Source organism: Dactylosporangium sp. NPDC048998 (assembly GCF_043197855.1).
Lineage (GTDB): Bacteria > Actinomycetota > Actinomycetes > Mycobacteriales > Micromonosporaceae > Dactylosporangium.
Window position 1 is genome coordinate 141,828 of record NZ_JBICTV010000009.1, and the last position, 14,395, is coordinate 156,222.

Consider the following 14,395-nt stretch of genomic DNA (forward strand, 5'->3'; position numbering starts at 1 on the left):
GTTCGTGCTCGACGTGGCCAACCCAGCGCCGTTTCTCGGCGACACGCCCTCGGAGCGGGTGCTCGCCGAGCTGCTGGCCGGCTGGCCCGTCGACGTCGTGCACGTCCACCTCGCCGGCGACCTCGCCAACGCCGCGCTGCTGGAGCGCTCGTGGCTGCTGGGCCTGCCGCTCGTGGTGAGCGTCCACGCCGGCTGGCAGCCTCCGCCGGGCGAGCCCGCCCGGGTCTTCCTCGCCGACCAGTTCACCCGCGCCGACCTGGTCTGCGTCGCCGACCACCGCGGGACCAGGACGACCTGCTGGTGCTGCTGGTCGTCACCGCCGGCGAGTCGGGGGCGGAGGACGCCACGGCCAACCTCATGGCCCCGATCGTGCTCGATCAGCGCAGCCGCCGGGCGGTGCAGCTCATCCTCAGCCACGGCGGCCTCCCGGTACGCCAGAAGCTCCTGGTCGCCTGAACGGGGCGGGGCCCGGCTTTCCCGCCCGGTGCGGCCGACAATTCGGGTACTGTTCGCCTATCGCCCAGCGAAGGAGCGGCTTGTGCTCGTCCTGACCCGACGTCCCGGTGAAAGCGTGATGGTCGGTGACGACGTCGTCGTCACCGTGCTCGACGTGCGCGGCGACGTGGTACGGCTGGGCATCAAGGCACCTCGCAGCATCCAGGTCCACCGCGAAGAGGTGTACCGCGAGCTGCAGAAGGCCAACCGCGAGGCCGCCTCGCCCAGCGACGTCGCCGTGCGGGCGCTGAGCCGCATGCTGCGCACCGAGAGCAAGTAGGCCGTTCTGCCCGCGGCGCCGCGGGGTAGTTGACCCGACGATCACCCGGCGGCCGGGGTGCCGGGTGGGTGTCGATCCGGCGCCAAAGGGAATCCAGCCGGCCATGGCGTCCCAGGCGCATTTGCCGAAAGTCACCCCTACGGTGGGTACCGCGGATCAGAATGGGTCTGTGCCAAAGATCGACAATGGTCTGGCGGCAATCCCGCGGACGCTGCTTCCGCTGGTCCTCTGCCTTCTCTGCGCGGCCTGGCTGGTGGGCGAGCCGCCCATGACGATGCAGACCGCCCGCTTCGCGATCGTGATCCCGGGGCCGCCGACCGGGCAGCCGGCCGAGGCGGCGATGGACGGGGGCCGGTGCGCGGACCCGGCCGGCACGTGGCTGGGCATGCGGTGGCGCAGCGAGCTCAAGTGGCGGGTGAACGAGCGGACGATCCCGGCGTACCTCGGCGACCGAACGGCCGTCGTGAACGCGCTGCGCAGCGCGGCCACGACCGTGGACATCGGGCGCAACGACTGCGGCCTGCCGGAGAACCTGGGCATCCAGGAGTCGTACGACGGGAAGACCGACCACATCGCGGGCGTCACGCCGTCCGGCGGGTGCGGCGAGCGCGACGGGCACAACACCGTGTCGTTCGGGCCGCTCAAACACGGGCTGCTCGCGGTAACGTGCATCTGGTGGTACGGCCCCAAGGAGAACGGCCGCAGCGTCGAGACCGACATCCTGATCGACAACACCGAGGGCCTGTTCTTCCTCACCACGCCCCCGTCCTGCAGCAACCGCTGGGACCTTGAGGGCACGGTGACCCACGAGTTCGGGCACGCGTTCGGCCTCGGCCACGTGGCCTACGCGCAGCACTCGGCGCTGACCATGACCGACGGGCTCCCGGACTGCTCGACCGCCTACCGCGGCCTCGGCCTCGGCGACTACCTGACGCTCAAGCAGCAGTACGGCACCAATTGAGCCACGCGCCTCGTTGAGCGCGGCAACGGCCTGGCACCCGGCGGGGAACAGGGCGCGCAACCGCTGATGACGACCTTTGAGGGGACCACCCACCCCTCATGGGAGATCCGTTCATGCTGCGCACCCTCAAGAAGTACGTCTTCCTTCCGGCGCTCGCCCTTGCCGCGACCGCCACGACACTCGTCGTGGCCGCCGCCCCGGCCGACGCCGCCGTCGTCAGCGTCCGCGTCAAGGGCTCGCTCGCCGCTCGTACCGGCGCCGCGAACTGGTTCGGCCAGACCCGGTCCGTCAAGGACAAGCAGAAGGTCACCGTCACCTGCCGGGTGAGCGGACAGTACCTGTGCGGCAACGTGCGCCGCACCGCCCAGTGGGATCGCACCGCGCTCGGGGACTACATCTCCCACGCCTACGTCTCCGGCAACCCGAAACTGCCCGTCTGCGCGCCGCCGGCCGCCCCCACCGCACCCGCCGCGCCGCGCCCCGCCGCCGCTCCCGTCGCGGCCGTGCCGGCGGGCCCGACCGGCACGATGACCAACGAGCAGTTCCTGGCCGCCTCGATCCCGGCCGCGCAGCAGAGCCAGCGCGACACCAGGGTCCCGACGTCGGTCACGCTCGCCCAGGCGATCCTGGAGTCCGGCTGGGGCCGCAGCTCGCTGTCGGCGAACGACCGGAACTTCTTCGGCATGAAATGCTTCAACAACGTGCCGGGCCCGTACGCTTCGGGCTGCCTGCTCGACGACGGTTGCGACGTTTCGCACCTACAACGCGTCGGTCGATTCGTTCCGCGACCACGGCGCGAGCCTGAGGTCGCTGCCCCGTTACGCCGCCGCCTTCAACTACACGGACAACCCGAACCAGTTCATCGCCGAGATCCACAAGGGCGGCTGCCAATGCGACCGAATGGTGCGGTGCCATATTTGAGACGACACCGCACCATCGGACCAACAGCATCACCGTGACCCCGCGTAACCGCGGTTTGTCATGCGCGAGACACGGTCGTCTGATGATCGAGGAGCGCGGCGCGGAGTCGGCCGCGTGCTCGCAGCAGTCGCTGCCGGACCGCCGCAGGCGTGATCTTGAGTACGGCGGCGACCTCGTTGGTGCTGAGCCCGTCCCACGCGGTGAGGGTGAGCAGCTCCCGATCGGGCTCGGGCAGCCGGCCCAGCGCGTCGCGGATCGCGACGGCCTCGCCTGACGGATCGGGACGTGTCGGCTGGTCGGCGAGACGCGCACGGAGGCGGTCGGCGAGGGCCGCGCGTCGGGTCCGGCCGCGGCGGTGGTTGGCCAGCACGCCCCGGGCGATACCGATGAGCCACGCCGTGGCCTGATCGTCGTCGGCGGGGAGGTCCGCGATCCGCCGCCACGCGACGGTCAACGTGTCCGCGAGCAGGTCCGCTGCGTCGCAGGGCGGATCCACGCGTCGGGTCAGGTACGACAGGATCCGACCGCCCGCCGACTCGACGAGGAGTGTGAACCGTCGTTCCGAGCTCACCGAGAGCCCTCCGCCGGGAGCGGCCGGCAGTTGTTCTCCACGTCGCGGCGGACGGGATCCCCATCTCCCCGATCGGCCGCTTGGGCCACGGTGCGCAGGTGGTCGACCGTCGAGCCGCTGGCGGTTGCCACGATCAGCGGCCACGACGGCACATCCCGCAGGATCGCGGTGGCCTCCGCACGGCGAGGTCCGTCACCGGCGGCGTGCGCGGCGAGCCACTCGCGTTCCCACGCGCACTTCGCCCAGTACGCGTAGGAACTCCGCACGCTTGTGACCTGGATAAGCGCTGGCTCCTTGGTCGTCCACTTGATGAACGCGTCCACGTCCGCGGTGTAGGAGAAGCCTGGGGGCACCGGCACCTCGGTCGGACGTAGCTCTTCCACCACCTCCCGGTAGTCGTCTCCGTTGGAACGCAGCCACTCACTCTTGTCGTTCTCAGTGTTGCCGGGGCCGTACTCGCGGGTATGCGTGCTCACCACGGAGTTGTAGGCGACAGCCGTCGTGGCGGTCAGCAGGGCCGCGACCACACCTACCACGGTGGCAACACTCCATCGGCGTCTCCGACCGACACCGCGACGGGCCGTGGACCGGACGGGGTTGGCCGCCGTCACCGCCTGCCCAAGCTCGCCGACCAACGCATGGATATCCGGCCCCGGTCCGGGGTCCGCGATCCGCAGCAGCCGGTCCAGTTCCGCGTCTGCCTCATTTGGCTCGACCATGCCATCGCTCCTTCGCTCGCTTTGGCCATCGCTATCGGAATGTCCGGTCGGGCCCTCGGTGTGACAGACCGAATTTCTGTCTTGGACGCTCGCCCCGGCGTAGTCCTGGTGCGCGCATGTCAACGCAAGCATGTGCGATCAGGTAGAGCTACCAGCGTTGAGGCTTTGCCGGGTCCGCCGCGATCAGCGCTCTACGCAGCGTGATGACCCAGCAACCGCTCGGCGCGCGGATCCGCCGAAAAGCGGATACCCCGATCAGGGGCACCGCCGGTTGACGAAATTGAGCGGCGTCCGGCGAATGCGTGTCATGACCTTGGGGCCGACCCCAATGCGGCGACCCGACGGCAAAGCTCAACGGCGAATCGCCCTACGGCCGTTCGTCCGTTCCCAAACCGTGTGTGGCAGGTGTTGACCGGAGCTGTACTCAGCCACCAGGGCAGTTCCCGTGAACGCAAGGGTTGACCGGTGTGGAGGGCGCCGGCTGCGGTCGAACCCGGTGCGACTCGTGCCAGCCCCGCTCGAACGTGGGCGCCCAGCAAACCAGGACGATCGGCATCACGAGTGCCTGGAGCAACGCAATCCCGGGCCGGCCGCGGAGCAGCCCGGCAACGGCGATCGTCACCATCACCACGCCCCAGCACGCCAAGATGATCAACCAGTCGCGGAACTCCGCCGGGCTGACCGAGGCCGACCGGAAGCCCTCCCGGCCGATCCGGTCGACTGCGATGCCCAGGAACAGCAGGACTGCGAGAACGATGTCGGCCACGAGGGTTAGGGCGACGACGATGAGGCGGCGGCCTGGTTGCAGGGGCTGACGCATGAACGTGATCCTAGGGCCGACGCGGCCGGCCCCATCCCGCTCACATACTCATCGCGGGTAGGTCGACGTACTCAGTTCGACAAAAGTCGTACGCCTGGCCGGCGCACACCTACAGCAGCGACGTACAGCAACCGCCCCACACAGGGACCGCCGATCTCGACGGCCGCCAGATGCACGAGCCAGCGCGACGACCGATCGACCGCTGCCGTGATGGTGCCTCTTCATCTCCGGCTCGACCAACCGAGCAGCCAAGCCGCCCCAGACACCTTGTTGGGAGCAATTGGTGCAGCGCCGGTACAGAAGACGGGCCGCAGCGCTGCGAAGTGATGAGAAACGATGTAGGCCAAGCCGGCAGCTCAGGCGGTGGGAAGAGGCCATAGCCCGAGGTGGCCGGGTCGGCGCGGGAAGTACAACCCGTACCAGTACGACCTGCAGGTCTGAGTCGGCTCAACCAGCGCGGCGGTCATGCTCCGGCTCACCCCGGACCTGGCCGCTGCCGGCTGTTTGTCCAAGCGCCCGATCTGCGAGCGAACGGGCCGGTGTGTGGCGTCTGCGGCGGACCGCACCCAACACGCTCCTACCGAAGAGCCACACCGTTACGCCGAAAACGGGGACGACCGCCCAGGATCGCCAAGTGCCCTCCGTCAGTACGTCCGGCACTCGGATGGCCGTGAAAGCGACCAGGATCCCCAGAAGTGCAGGTCTCTTCCAGGAGACCCCTGATTTCGCCATCGCGGGCTGCTCCGTATCGCCTTGGGTGTCAGGCGTGGTGTTTTCAGCCAACGCTAGCTCGCCGCCGGCTGCTGGGTGAGAGGGGGCGAAATCATGAAGAAGACCGACCTGCTCGAGACCCGGCCGGCCGACTGGGTAACGCCGACGCGTCCATAGCACGACGGCGGCGGCTTGAGCGGAAGGCTGGAAGTGGTGGGAATCATTACGCAGGACATGCGGAAGATCGTTGGCAGTGCCAGGCTCGCGTTCGTGGCGACGGTCTGTGCGGACGGCTCGCCGAACCTCTCCCCGAAAGGTTCCCTGCTCGTCTACGACGACGATCACCTGGTGTTCATGAACATGGCCTCACCCACGACGGTGGCGAACCTCCGGCGCGACCCCCGGCTCGAGGTGAACGTCATCGATTTTCTCCTCAGGCGTGGCTACCGCTTCAAGGGGACCGCCGAGCTGCGCGGCGACGGCGACCCCGTGTACGCATGGTCCCGCCAGTGGGTGCTGGACACCCACGGCCCCGACTATCCGTGCCACGAGGCGGTGCTGATCCAGGTGGAACGGGCACTGCCGGTGGACTCGCCCGCATACACGTTCGGGCACTGGAGCGAAGGTGACCTGAAGCGGGCGTGGTCCGCCACATACGGCCTGCACGAGTAGCGAAAGCGCGCCGGGCAGCGAATAGTGAATAAAGTTCAACAATTGCAGCTGTGGGACTGCAATGCCACCAATGCGCAGCGCGTGACCGTGCCCGCCTGACGGGGGCTCAGGCGGCGTCGACCGAGTCCAGCAGGCCCTGGTTGACGGCCGCCATGAGCGCCTGCGAGCGGTTGTTCACCCGGAGCTTGCTGTACAGCCGGGATACATAGGTCTTGACCGTCGCCTCGGACACGGCGAGGCGCTGGGCGATCGCCGGCAGGCTCAGCCCGTCGCGCATCAGGGACAGCACCTCCTGTTCGCGCTGGCTGAGCAGGCCGGTCTGGCCGCGGCGGCGGGACAGGGCGGAGGACAGCCCGGGCGCGGTGAACGAGTGCGGGGCGACGGCGGCGTGCCGGATCGCGGCGAGCACGGACGAGATCGGGGCGGCCTTGGTGACGTACGCCGAGAGCCCCGCGTCCAGCGCGCGATACAGCAGGTTGTCGTCGCTCACCGCGCTGAGCAGCACCACCCCGAGGTCGGGGCTGGCGGCGCGCAGCCGGCGGGCGAGCGTGATGCCGTCGGTGTCGGCCAGGGAGGCGTCGATCGTGACGACGTTCGCGCGCGTCTCGGCCACGACGCGCTCGGCGTCGGCGGCGCTGCCCGCCTCGCCGACGAGGGTGATGTCGGGAACCGTGGCCACGACCCGGTTGAGTCCGAGGCGGAGGAGGACGTGTTCGTCGACGGCGACCAGACGGATCGTCATCAATGGGCTCCCTCCGGGGTGTTGCCGGGCGACTTCGGTGCCTGACCAGCGTCGCAGCGAGCCGCCGGCGGCGGCCAGACGCTGCAATGGACCTGCGCTCGTCCGCACCCGTGCTGCACCGCAGGACAATCGGACGCCGGCCGACACCGTCCCCGTTTAGGGTGGATTCCATGACCGAAGTGGTGACCCGGGTCCGCGCGATGTGCCTGGCGCTGCCGGGCGTCACCGAGCACGTCAGCCACGGCACGCCGCTGTTCAAGCGCGCCCGGAAGGCGTTCGTGCAGGTCTGGCCGGACGGCCACCATCAGAACCGGTTTCCGCACCTGTGGTGCGCGGCGCCCGAGGGCGTCCAGGAGCTCCTGATCGCCGAGGATCCGCGGGTGTACTTCAGGCCGCCCTACGTCGGCCACCGCGGCTGGGTCGGCATGGACCTCACCGACCCCGACTGGGAGGACGTGGAGGAGCGCATCGACGCGGCCTACGGCGCGACCGGGTAGCCAGGCGTGCGCGTCACGCGACCGGGAGCGTGACGCGCACGGTCACCCCCGGCCGGTCGACGGACGTGACCATCGCGCCGCCGTGCCGCGCGGCGATCTCGCGGCCCAGCATCAGGGCCAGGGCCCCGGTGCGGTACTCCTCCGGCTGCTCCGGATGCGGAATCCGCATGGACAGCAGCCGCTCCGCGGTGAGCCCGGACCCGTTCTCGACCGACACCACCACGCTCCAGCGGCCGCCTGGCGGGTGTCGGCCGGCCGCCGCACCTTGGGGTCCACCGGACCGCCCGCGAACGCGGCGTCGACCTCGGCCGGCCCGGCGATCGCCGCGATCTCCACCGCGGTGTGGAACAGCTCGCGCAGCAGGGCGCGGTCGCCCATCAGGTCGGGGCCCGGCCCGGCGCGCAGCGGGACAGCACCGGCCCGGTGCCGGGCAGCGCGCAGGTAGAGCTCGGCGTCCGGGGGCGTGCGGGAGCTCAGCGGGCGGAACCCGACGGAGTGGCCGTGCTCGGCCGGGCGCGCGCGCAGCGCGGCCCGCAGCTCGCGGCCGTCGGCGTGCAGCACCGGCACGTCGAGCTCGACGCCCGGCGGCAGCTCGGCGTCGCGCCTCGCCGCGGACCTTGCCCAGCAGGGCGACGGCGCTGGGCTCGACCGCGAGCCACACCTCGTCGGGCAGGCGCACCAGTTCCTCGATCTGCCGCGGGTCGTCGTCCCGGCCGCGATCGGGAGCAGCTGCCGCGCCGGCCCGGCCAGCCGGGCACGCCTGGCCTCACGGGCCCGGCGCACGGTGCGCCCGCCGACGATGAGGCCGCTGAGGACGAGCGCGGCGAACAGCACGACGAACAGCGCCACCAGGGCGGCGCCGGCGAGCGTCACGTGCGCATACGGGCCAGGACCGCCTCGACCCGGCTCACCAACTCCCGCGGGCTGAACGGCTTGACGATGTAGTCGCCGGCGCCGGCGCCGGCGCCGAAGCCGACCTCGACGTCGCCCTCCTGGGCGCGCGCGGTGTGCAGGATGATCGGCAGGGCCTTGGTGCCCTGCTCCTGGCGCAGCTGGCGGCACACGTCGATGCCGGACATCCCGGGCATCATGACGTCGAGGACCACCAGGTCCGGGGGTTCTCGGTGGCCGCGGTGAGCGCGGCGAGGCCGTTGTCGACGGCCACCACGTCGTAGCCGGCCTGCTCCAGCTTGAGGGCGACGAGGTCCCTGATGTCCATGTCGTCGTCGGCGACCAGGATCGCGGTCATCGGTCCGCTCGCTCCTCTCGACGGTGGCGATTTTCAGGATATGCGCGATTTGATGGTGATTTTCGCCGGATGGCAAAAGGGGCGCCGGCCGTCGGCCGGCGCCCCCTCGCGGGTCGTGGTCACAGGTCGTGCCGGCGCCGCGGCGCCTGCCCGGCGCGGGCGCCGGGCTCCGCCGCGCGCCGCATCGGGCCCAGGTTGCCGGCGGGCGGCATCGGCTGGCCCGGCCGTTCGTTGGTGGCGTGGGTGAGCTTGGAGGCCGACGCGATGCCGCGCGCGATGGTGGCCGGGCTGGGCCGGGCCGACGCCGTGGGCCCGTTCTCCCGGGCGGCCGTGCCCTCCCGGGTCGCCGCGGCGGTCGGTGCCGCCCCGCTCTCCTGCGCCGCGGCGGCGGTCGGTGCGGCCCCGCGCTCCTCGGCCTCCGCTGCGGCGCGTGCGGCGTACTCCTCACAAAACCGCTTGAAGCCCTTGAGGTCGGCCTTCAGCCGGCGGTTGAGCACCTCGACGGCGTGCTGCTCGCCGGGCATCAGCTCGCGGGCGTCGATCTGCAGCTCGGCGATGACCCGGGTCATGTCGTCCGCCATCGGCTCGAGCCGCAGCGCCTCGCAGACCTGCGGGCCGTTCGTCGCCTCCCAGGCGAGGAACTCGCCGGGCCGCGCCTCGGTGATGCGGGCGTCGAACTCGGCCCGGTTGCCGCCGAGGTCGAGCACCATGTGCGCGGTCGAGGCGTCGATCGGCGCCATGCTCATGACACCCGACATGAACTGCGGATAGTTCTCGAGGTGCGCGAGCTTCTCGTAGGCGATCGCCACCGGTACGGCCACCTCGATCGACTCTCTGGCGGTGCTCATGGTGGTCCCCCTTGCCGTCGGCGCTGATGGTTGTCCACACCGTACGGCCGATTCGCCCCTATTGTGGGTGATTCGCAGGATTAGCGGCAACGTCCGCAGGCCCCCGCCGGGGTCCGGCGAGGGCCTGCGTGGTGCGTGTTCGCGGCGGGTCGGGTGGGTCAGACGGTGAGGGTCCAGCCGGTCGGCCGGCCGGTGTCACCCGCGAACACGTCCTTGACCTGCAGGGTCCAGGTGCCGTTGCCTTGCCGGACAGGTCGACGGTGTAGGTGGTCGTCACGAAGGGCTTGCCGTCATTGGAGGTCGAGCTCTTGAGCTTGTAGCCGCCGGCCGCCGCGCCCCAGAGCACGCCGCAGCTCGGGACCAGCTTGGCGTCGACCGCGCAGGCGCCGGGCGCGGTCGGCGCGGGGCTCGTCGCCGGCGGGCTGCTCGGTGGGTTGGTCGACGCGGAGCTCTCTACCGGCGGCGGGTTGGTGGCGCGGCTCACGGTGACGTTCAGCGCCGGCCGGCCGTCGGACGCCTCGGCGGAGCGGAACCGCGCCGGGCTGTTCGGGACGGTCGAGGAGACCGCGAAGGCGTACGTCCCGGCGCCCTTGACCACGGAGCTCACGTCGAAGGTCACCGTCGCCGCGCCGGAGGCCGGCCGGACGGTGCTCACGACCGCGCCGACCGCGGGATTGTTCCTGGCCGACAGGGTCTTCTCGGTCCACGTCGTGCTGGCGACGCGGCTCAGCGAGATCGAGCCGGGCAGCGTGCGCGACGCAGTGGTCAGCGTCACCTTGGCGCCCTTGACGGTCGCGCCGGCGCCGGGGGCGGCGACGGTGAACTTCAGGAACGTCACCATCGTGTCGCCGCCGTTGCGGCCCGCGACGAGGGTGTCGGAGGAGCCGAAGTTGTACGACGGGCGGCTGCTGGAGCTGTAGGTGTCGTCCGTGGCGCCCGAGCGCACGACGTCGGTCGTCTCCGCGGCGGCGGTACCGCTGTGGACGGCGGTGCCGAATCCGGCACCGATGGCGAGCGCGGCGATCGGCGTCAATGTGCGGGCGTGGCGGCGAATCATCTCTGCAAAACCCTTCCGTGGCTGGCGGAGTCCTCGTGGAGAGGTGCTGCGCCCGGCGTTGTCATCCGGACCTCCACAAGATTCGGCAGCCCGGGGTACACCGCCGGTTCGTCGCAAGTTGCCGTTCGGGTGTCCGCCCGCCGGGGCCTGTCCGTCCACTGTGGACTCGATCCCGCGTGGCCCGCGCTCGGCCCGGCGAACCGCGTTCAGGCAGGTCGCCCGGTGTCGGAACGTTGCCGGGCGGCTATGTGAAATGCGCCCGTGATGCATCAGACGAACGGGTTGGTTATGGCAACCGGGTCGTGACCAAATGCCAACGCTTACGAACTAGGCGCGTAATTCAGGCGAACGTAGTGTTGGTCCGGTAAGCCGTAACACCGGAAAAAGCCACATATCGGATCGCCACCATCCGTCACGACTCGAGGAGACTGAGATGACCCCGATGCTGATTTCGCGCCCGGCCGTTCACGTCGTCCCCGAGCTGTCCGACGAGCGCTGCGACAGCTGCGGCGCGGCGGCGAAGCTCACGGTGACCTTCGGTACCGCCGGCGAACTGGCCTTCTGCGGGCACCACGCGAACCGTTTCGCGGACCGGATCGCCGCGACGGCGGACAAGGTCGTCGTCGAGTCCGGCTTCGAGTGGCGCGGCTGAGGACTTCAGGACAACCCCTGCTGGGCGGGGGGAGCGTGGCGTCGCGGCGTTGGCCGCGGCGCCACGCTGTGTTTCCGGCGGTCAGTGCCGGTCGGTGGTCCGCCGGGGCAAAAGCGCCGGCAGGATGAGCTCCACGAGGCGGCCGCGTCGATGCACCGCCGTACCGGCGCAGAGCGCCGGATTGTGTGCGGCCGGTCGCCGTTCGTCGCCTGGTGGCGGATCGATCGCCAGGGCCGGGCGCGGCGCCGGCGCCGTCATGGCAGTCGTCATGGCAGTGGTGGTCATGGCAGGGGCCGGCCGAACAGCGCCGCGATCCGGCGCTGCCAGGCGACCAGGACCCGCGGGCGGCGGCCGTCGGCGTGGTTGAGCGCCTGGTTGAGCGACGGCGAGCGGCCGTGCAGGCGCGGTGAGCGGCCCTGGTGGCCGCGCGGCCGGTCGGCGTGCTCTGGAACGCCGGGCACCCGGTGCGTCAGCCGATGCAGCGGGCCGCCCGGGGGACGGACTTCGGTCATCTCGGAAACACCTCCGAACGTACGTCGTACGACAAAACGTATGGTGTACGTCATCGACGTTAGGCGTACACCGTACGTCGCGTCAATGCCGCGTTTCGGCCCGCGTTGAGTCGACAAACAGCGTGTTGTCCGGTAAGTCGTAAAAATCGGATATCGGGGGCATGGCATCTTCGTGTGCGTGGCAAGCCGAGCCCTCGTCCGCGGCGGCCCGGGCTGGCGGGCCGCGAGGGGACGCTGCTCGTCGCCGTATCGGTGTCCGGGGCGGCGTTCCTGGCCGCGGTACCGGCGATCGTCATTTTTGTCGTACCCCGGGGGCAGAATCCGGGGTATGCGATTCGAGGAGCTGGCCGCGGTTTCGAGGGCGGTGGCGGCGACGCCCGCCCGCAACGCCAAGATCGAGCTGCTCGCGGCGGCCCTGCGAGGCCTGGCCGGGTCCGGCGACGAGCGCACCGTCTCCGCCGGCGCCGGCTACCTCTCCGGCGAGCTGCGCCAGCGCCAGACCGGGGTCGGCTACGCGAGCCTCCGCGACCTGCCCCCGCCCGCCGCCGAGGCCTCGCTGAGCGTCGCCGACGTCGATATCGCGTTCGAGCGGATGTCGCAGCTGTCCGGCAAGGGCTCCCAGGCCGCCCGCCGCGCGGAGGTCGCGGCTCTCTTCGGCGCGGCGACCGACGCGGAGCGGCGCCTCCTTGTCGGGCTGCTCAGCGGCGAGCTGCGCCAGGGCGCGCAGGCCGGGCTGCTGGCCGACGCGCTGGCCCGGGCGGCCGGGATCCCCTCCGCCACGGTGCGCCGGGCCCTGCTGCTGGCCGGCGATCTCAAGACCGTCGCGGTCTCCGCGCTGCTCGGCGGGGCCCACGCGCTGGACGCCTACCGGCTCACCGTCGGCCGGCCGCTCTCGCCGATGCTCGCCTCCAGCGCCCCCAGCGCCACCGAGGCCCTCGCGGCCACGGGTGTCCCGGCCGCCGCCGACGACAAGATCGACGGGGTGCGCATCCAGGTGCATCGCGACGGGACGGCGATCTCGGTGTACAGCCGCAGCCTCGACGACCTCACCGCGCGCATGCCGGGCGTGGTCGCCGCCGTCGCCGCGCTGGACGTGTCCTCGATCGTGCTCGACGGCGAGGCCGTCGGCGTCGACCCGGACAGCGGCCGGGCCATCCCGTTCCAGGAGACCTCGAGCCGGGCCGCGCGCCGCGGCGGGGTGTCGGTCCTGCAGCCGTATTTCTTCGACATCCTGCACCTGGACGGCGTGGACCTGCTCGACGAGCCGGCCTCGACGCGCTGGGCGGCGCTGGATCGCGTGGTCCCCGAGCGGATGCGGGTCGGGCGCACCATGCTCGCCACGGCCGAGGAGGCGGAAGAGGCGTTCGCGCTCGCGGTCGCCGACGGGCACGAGGGCCTGGTGATCAAGTCGGCCGCCGCGCCCTACGACGTGGGCCGCCGCGGCGCCGCCTGGGTCAAGGTCAAGCCCCGGCACACGCTCGACCTGGTGGTCCTCGCCGTCGAGTGGGGCCACGGGCGGCGCCGAGGCTTGCTGTCCAACCTCCACCTGGGCGCCCGCGATCCGCGCGGCGGGTTCGTCATGCTGGGCAAGACCTTCAAGGGCATGACCGACGAGATGCTGCGGTGGCAGACCGAGCGACTGCGCGCCCTGGCCGTCGAGGAGGCTGCCGACGAGTCCGAGTGGGTCGTGCGGGTGCGGCCCGAGCTGGTGGTCGAGGTGGCTTTCGACGGGGTGCAGACGTCACCGCGCTATCCGGGCGGGGTGGCGCTGCGGTTCGCGCGCGTGTTGCGGTATCGGGAGGACAAGCGCCCCGAGGAGGCGGACACGATCGACGCGGTGCGCGCGATCCACCGGGGCATCGCCGCTCAACGGGAGGCGCCGTGAGCGGCCTCTTCCTCCTCATCGGCCTCGTCGTCGAGCAGGTTCGCCGGGCGTGGGCCGCGGGCCTCCCGGCGGGCGAGGTAGCCGAAGCCGTAGACCGTCATCGCGGCGAAGAGCCACCACTGCAGCACGTAGCCGGCGTTCTGCAACGCGTTCTGCTTCTCCGCCGGCACCATCGTGAAGCCCGGCGCCGGCTCGTCGGAGCTCACGTAGGCGTCGAAGAGCGCGTAGGGCAGCGCGGGGGCGATCGCCGAGGGCGTGATCCGGCGGATCTCCGCGTGGCCGTTGACCTCCTGCGGCCGGCCGCCGCGGCTCTCCGGCGGGCGCAGCCGCCCGGCGACGGTGACGCTGCCGCCCGGCGCCGCGGGCACCTCGGGCGCCGTGAGCGCTCCGGCCGCGGCCGGGCGCACCCAGCCCCGGTCGACCAGCACCGCCGTGCCGTCGCTCAGCACCAGGGGGGTGAGCACCTCGAAGCCGACCGCGCCCTCGACGGTGCGGCCGCGCACGAGGATCTCGTGGGCCGGGTCGTAGCGGCCCGTCACCGTCACCCGCGTCCACTCGGTGTGCTCCGCCGGTGCCGGCCCGACCGTCCCCGCCGCCCTGGGCGGCGCGCCGACCACGCCGGTCAGCGGCACGGGCGTCGCCGAGGCGCCCGCGTCGATCCGGGCGTTGATCTCGGCCCGCTGGTGATAGCGGTCGAGCTGCCAGAGGCCGAGCAGCACCATGACGGTCGCCGCGGCCACCGTCAGCGCGGCATAGCCGAGCCAGCGGGGCGACGCGAGAAACCGGTACACAACCATGCACGG

Annotated in this window: 19 protein-coding genes and 1 pseudogene; 8 read left to right on the top strand and 12 right to left on the bottom strand. The window is 71.4% G+C overall.

The features are described from left to right. Positions 1–300 precede the first annotated feature (300 nt). The 4 genes from fliW (at position 301) to ACGFI8_RS22395 (ending at position 2,695) form a co-directional block, all read left to right on the top strand. The gene (fliW, locus tag ACGFI8_RS22380; RefSeq protein WP_392807546.1) at positions 301–456 is read left to right on the top strand and encodes a flagellar assembly protein FliW; all 156 of its coding nucleotides are present in this window, start codon (positions 301–303) and stop codon (positions 454–456) included. 82 nt (positions 457–538) lie between these two features. Next, positions 539–775, top strand: a complete 237-nt coding sequence (gene csrA, locus ACGFI8_RS22385) for a carbon storage regulator CsrA (RefSeq protein ID WP_344614898.1) — start codon at positions 539–541, stop codon at positions 773–775. A 169-nt stretch (positions 776–944) separates the two neighbouring features. Beyond that, positions 945–1,736, top strand: a complete 792-nt coding sequence (locus ACGFI8_RS22390) for a hypothetical protein (protein WP_392807548.1) — start codon at positions 945–947, stop codon at positions 1,734–1,736. Between the two features lie 98 nt (positions 1,737–1,834). Further along, positions 1,835–2,695 (top strand): glucosaminidase domain-containing protein, encoded by an 861-nt coding sequence (locus ACGFI8_RS22395; protein ID WP_392807549.1) that lies wholly within the window; start codon positions 1,835–1,837, stop codon positions 2,693–2,695. Positions 2,696–2,715: 20 nt separating this feature from the next. On the opposite strand, the gene ACGFI8_RS22400 is transcribed toward ACGFI8_RS22395, so the two are convergent. The 3 genes from ACGFI8_RS22400 to ACGFI8_RS22410 all read right to left on the bottom strand — a co-directional run bounded on the left by ACGFI8_RS22400 (position 2,716) and on the right by ACGFI8_RS22410 (position 4,767). After that, the gene (locus tag ACGFI8_RS22400) at positions 2,716–3,228 is read right to left on the bottom strand and encodes an RNA polymerase sigma factor (protein ID WP_392807550.1); all 513 of its coding nucleotides are present in this window, start codon (positions 3,226–3,228) and stop codon (positions 2,716–2,718) included. After that, on the bottom strand, positions 3,225–3,764 hold the full coding sequence (locus tag ACGFI8_RS22405) for a hypothetical protein (protein WP_392807552.1): 540 nt from the start codon (positions 3,762–3,764) through the stop codon (positions 3,225–3,227). Before ACGFI8_RS22405 ends, ACGFI8_RS22400 begins: the two co-directional genes overlap by 4 nt. Positions 3,765–4,371: 607 nt before the next feature. Then, positions 4,372–4,767: a hypothetical protein gene (locus ACGFI8_RS22410; RefSeq protein WP_392807553.1), complete on the bottom strand. Its 396-nt coding sequence runs from the start codon at positions 4,765–4,767 to the stop codon at positions 4,372–4,374. Positions 4,768–5,712: 945 nt separating this feature from the next. Here ACGFI8_RS22410 and ACGFI8_RS22415 point away from each other — a divergent pair. Further along, positions 5,713–6,150, top strand: coding sequence for a pyridoxamine 5'-phosphate oxidase family protein (locus tag ACGFI8_RS22415; RefSeq protein WP_392807554.1), 438 nt, complete (start codon positions 5,713–5,715; stop codon positions 6,148–6,150). Positions 6,151–6,256: 106 nt separating this feature from the next. Here ACGFI8_RS22415 and ACGFI8_RS22420 read toward each other — a convergent pair whose 3' ends face one another. Then, the gene (locus tag ACGFI8_RS22420) at positions 6,257–6,892 is read right to left on the bottom strand and encodes a LuxR C-terminal-related transcriptional regulator (RefSeq protein ID WP_392807556.1); all 636 of its coding nucleotides are present in this window, start codon (positions 6,890–6,892) and stop codon (positions 6,257–6,259) included. A 170-nt stretch (positions 6,893–7,062) separates the two neighbouring features. Between ACGFI8_RS22420 and ACGFI8_RS22425 the strand changes: the two genes are divergently transcribed. After that, a complete protein-coding gene (locus tag ACGFI8_RS22425) occupies positions 7,063–7,389 on the top strand; it encodes an MmcQ/YjbR family DNA-binding protein (RefSeq protein ID WP_392807557.1) in 327 nt (108 codons plus the stop codon). Positions 7,390–7,500: 111 nt separating this feature from the next. Here the strand turns inward: ACGFI8_RS22425 and ACGFI8_RS22430 are convergent, their stop codons facing one another. The 6 genes and pseudogenes from ACGFI8_RS22430 to ACGFI8_RS22455 all read right to left on the bottom strand — a co-directional run. Beyond that, complete coding sequence (locus ACGFI8_RS22430) at positions 7,501–8,262, bottom strand: hypothetical protein (RefSeq protein WP_392807560.1); 762 nt, start codon at positions 8,260–8,262, stop codon at positions 7,501–7,503. Next, on the bottom strand, positions 8,259–8,468 hold the full coding sequence (locus ACGFI8_RS22435; RefSeq protein WP_392807562.1) for a response regulator: 210 nt from the start codon (positions 8,466–8,468) through the stop codon (positions 8,259–8,261). The genes ACGFI8_RS22430 and ACGFI8_RS22435 overlap by 4 nt, the downstream gene beginning before the upstream one ends. Positions 8,469–8,476: 8 nt before the next feature. After that, on the bottom strand, positions 8,477–8,638 hold the full coding sequence (locus tag ACGFI8_RS22440; RefSeq protein ID WP_392807564.1) for a hypothetical protein: 162 nt from the start codon (positions 8,636–8,638) through the stop codon (positions 8,477–8,479). Between the two features lie 119 nt (positions 8,639–8,757). Beyond that, on the bottom strand, positions 8,758–9,486 hold the full coding sequence (locus tag ACGFI8_RS22445; RefSeq protein WP_392807566.1) for an SRPBCC family protein: 729 nt from the start codon (positions 9,484–9,486) through the stop codon (positions 8,758–8,760). Positions 9,487–9,644: 158 nt separating this feature from the next. Next, positions 9,645–9,695 carry a hypothetical protein gene (locus tag ACGFI8_RS22450; protein WP_392807823.1) on the bottom strand — a complete coding sequence of 17 codons (51 nt, stop codon included), beginning with the start codon at positions 9,693–9,695 and terminating at the stop codon, positions 9,645–9,647. Between the two features lie 287 nt (positions 9,696–9,982). Beyond that, positions 9,983–10,813, bottom strand: a pseudogene (locus ACGFI8_RS22455) (DNRLRE domain-containing protein); the annotation flags it as partial. A 163-nt stretch (positions 10,814–10,976) separates the two neighbouring features. Between ACGFI8_RS22455 and ACGFI8_RS22460 the strand changes: the two are divergent. Continuing rightward, positions 10,977–11,195 (top strand): hypothetical protein, encoded by a 219-nt coding sequence (locus ACGFI8_RS22460; protein WP_392807567.1) that lies wholly within the window; start codon positions 10,977–10,979, stop codon positions 11,193–11,195. A 281-nt stretch (positions 11,196–11,476) separates the two neighbouring features. On the opposite strand, the gene ACGFI8_RS22465 is transcribed toward ACGFI8_RS22460, so the two are convergent. After that, the gene (locus ACGFI8_RS22465) at positions 11,477–11,707 is read right to left on the bottom strand and encodes a hypothetical protein (protein WP_392807568.1); all 231 of its coding nucleotides are present in this window, start codon (positions 11,705–11,707) and stop codon (positions 11,477–11,479) included. Positions 11,708–12,035: 328 nt separating this feature from the next. Here ACGFI8_RS22465 and ACGFI8_RS22470 point away from each other — a divergent pair, with 328 nt between their 5' ends. Then, the gene (locus ACGFI8_RS22470) at positions 12,036–13,592 is read left to right on the top strand and encodes an ATP-dependent DNA ligase (RefSeq protein ID WP_392807569.1); all 1,557 of its coding nucleotides are present in this window, start codon (positions 12,036–12,038) and stop codon (positions 13,590–13,592) included. On the opposite strand, the gene ACGFI8_RS22475 is transcribed toward ACGFI8_RS22470, so the two are convergent. Beyond that, complete coding sequence (locus ACGFI8_RS22475) at positions 13,574–14,389, bottom strand: SURF1 family protein (protein ID WP_392807570.1); 816 nt, start codon at positions 14,387–14,389, stop codon at positions 13,574–13,576. The two genes, ACGFI8_RS22470 and ACGFI8_RS22475, sit on opposite strands and share 19 nt — an antisense overlap. Positions 14,390–14,395 lie beyond the last annotated feature (6 nt).

Bases quoted from the DNA above. Each gene is read 5' to 3' on its own strand.
- ACGFI8_RS22395 (WP_392807549.1), top strand. From the start codon at position 1,835: ATGGGAGATCCGTTCATGCTGCGCACCCTCAAGAAGTACGTCTTCCTT.
- ACGFI8_RS22410 (WP_392807553.1), bottom strand. From the start codon at position 4,767: ATGCGTCAGCCCCTGCAACCAGGCCGCCGCCTCATCGTCGTCGCCCTA.
- ACGFI8_RS22415 (WP_392807554.1), top strand. From the start codon at position 5,713: ATGCGGAAGATCGTTGGCAGTGCCAGGCTCGCGTTCGTGGCGACGGTC.
- ACGFI8_RS22420 (WP_392807556.1), bottom strand. From the start codon at position 6,892: ATGACGATCCGTCTGGTCGCCGTCGACGAACACGTCCTCCTCCGCCTC.
- ACGFI8_RS22425 (WP_392807557.1), top strand. From the start codon at position 7,063: ATGACCGAAGTGGTGACCCGGGTCCGCGCGATGTGCCTGGCGCTGCCG.
- ACGFI8_RS22435 (WP_392807562.1), bottom strand. From the start codon at position 8,468: ATGTCCGGCATCGACGTGTGCCGCCAGCTGCGCCAGGAGCAGGGCACC.
- ACGFI8_RS22440 (WP_392807564.1), bottom strand. From the start codon at position 8,638: ATGACCGCGATCCTGGTCGCCGACGACGACATGGACATCAGGGACCTC.
- ACGFI8_RS22445 (WP_392807566.1), bottom strand. From the start codon at position 9,486: ATGAGCACCGCCAGAGAGTCGATCGAGGTGGCCGTACCGGTGGCGATC.
- ACGFI8_RS22460 (WP_392807567.1), top strand. From the start codon at position 10,977: ATGACCCCGATGCTGATTTCGCGCCCGGCCGTTCACGTCGTCCCCGAG.
- ACGFI8_RS22465 (WP_392807568.1), bottom strand. From the start codon at position 11,707: ATGACCGAAGTCCGTCCCCCGGGCGGCCCGCTGCATCGGCTGACGCAC.
- ACGFI8_RS22470 (WP_392807569.1), top strand. From the start codon at position 12,036: ATGCGATTCGAGGAGCTGGCCGCGGTTTCGAGGGCGGTGGCGGCGACG.
- ACGFI8_RS22475 (WP_392807570.1), bottom strand. From the start codon at position 14,389: ATGGTTGTGTACCGGTTTCTCGCGTCGCCCCGCTGGCTCGGCTATGCC.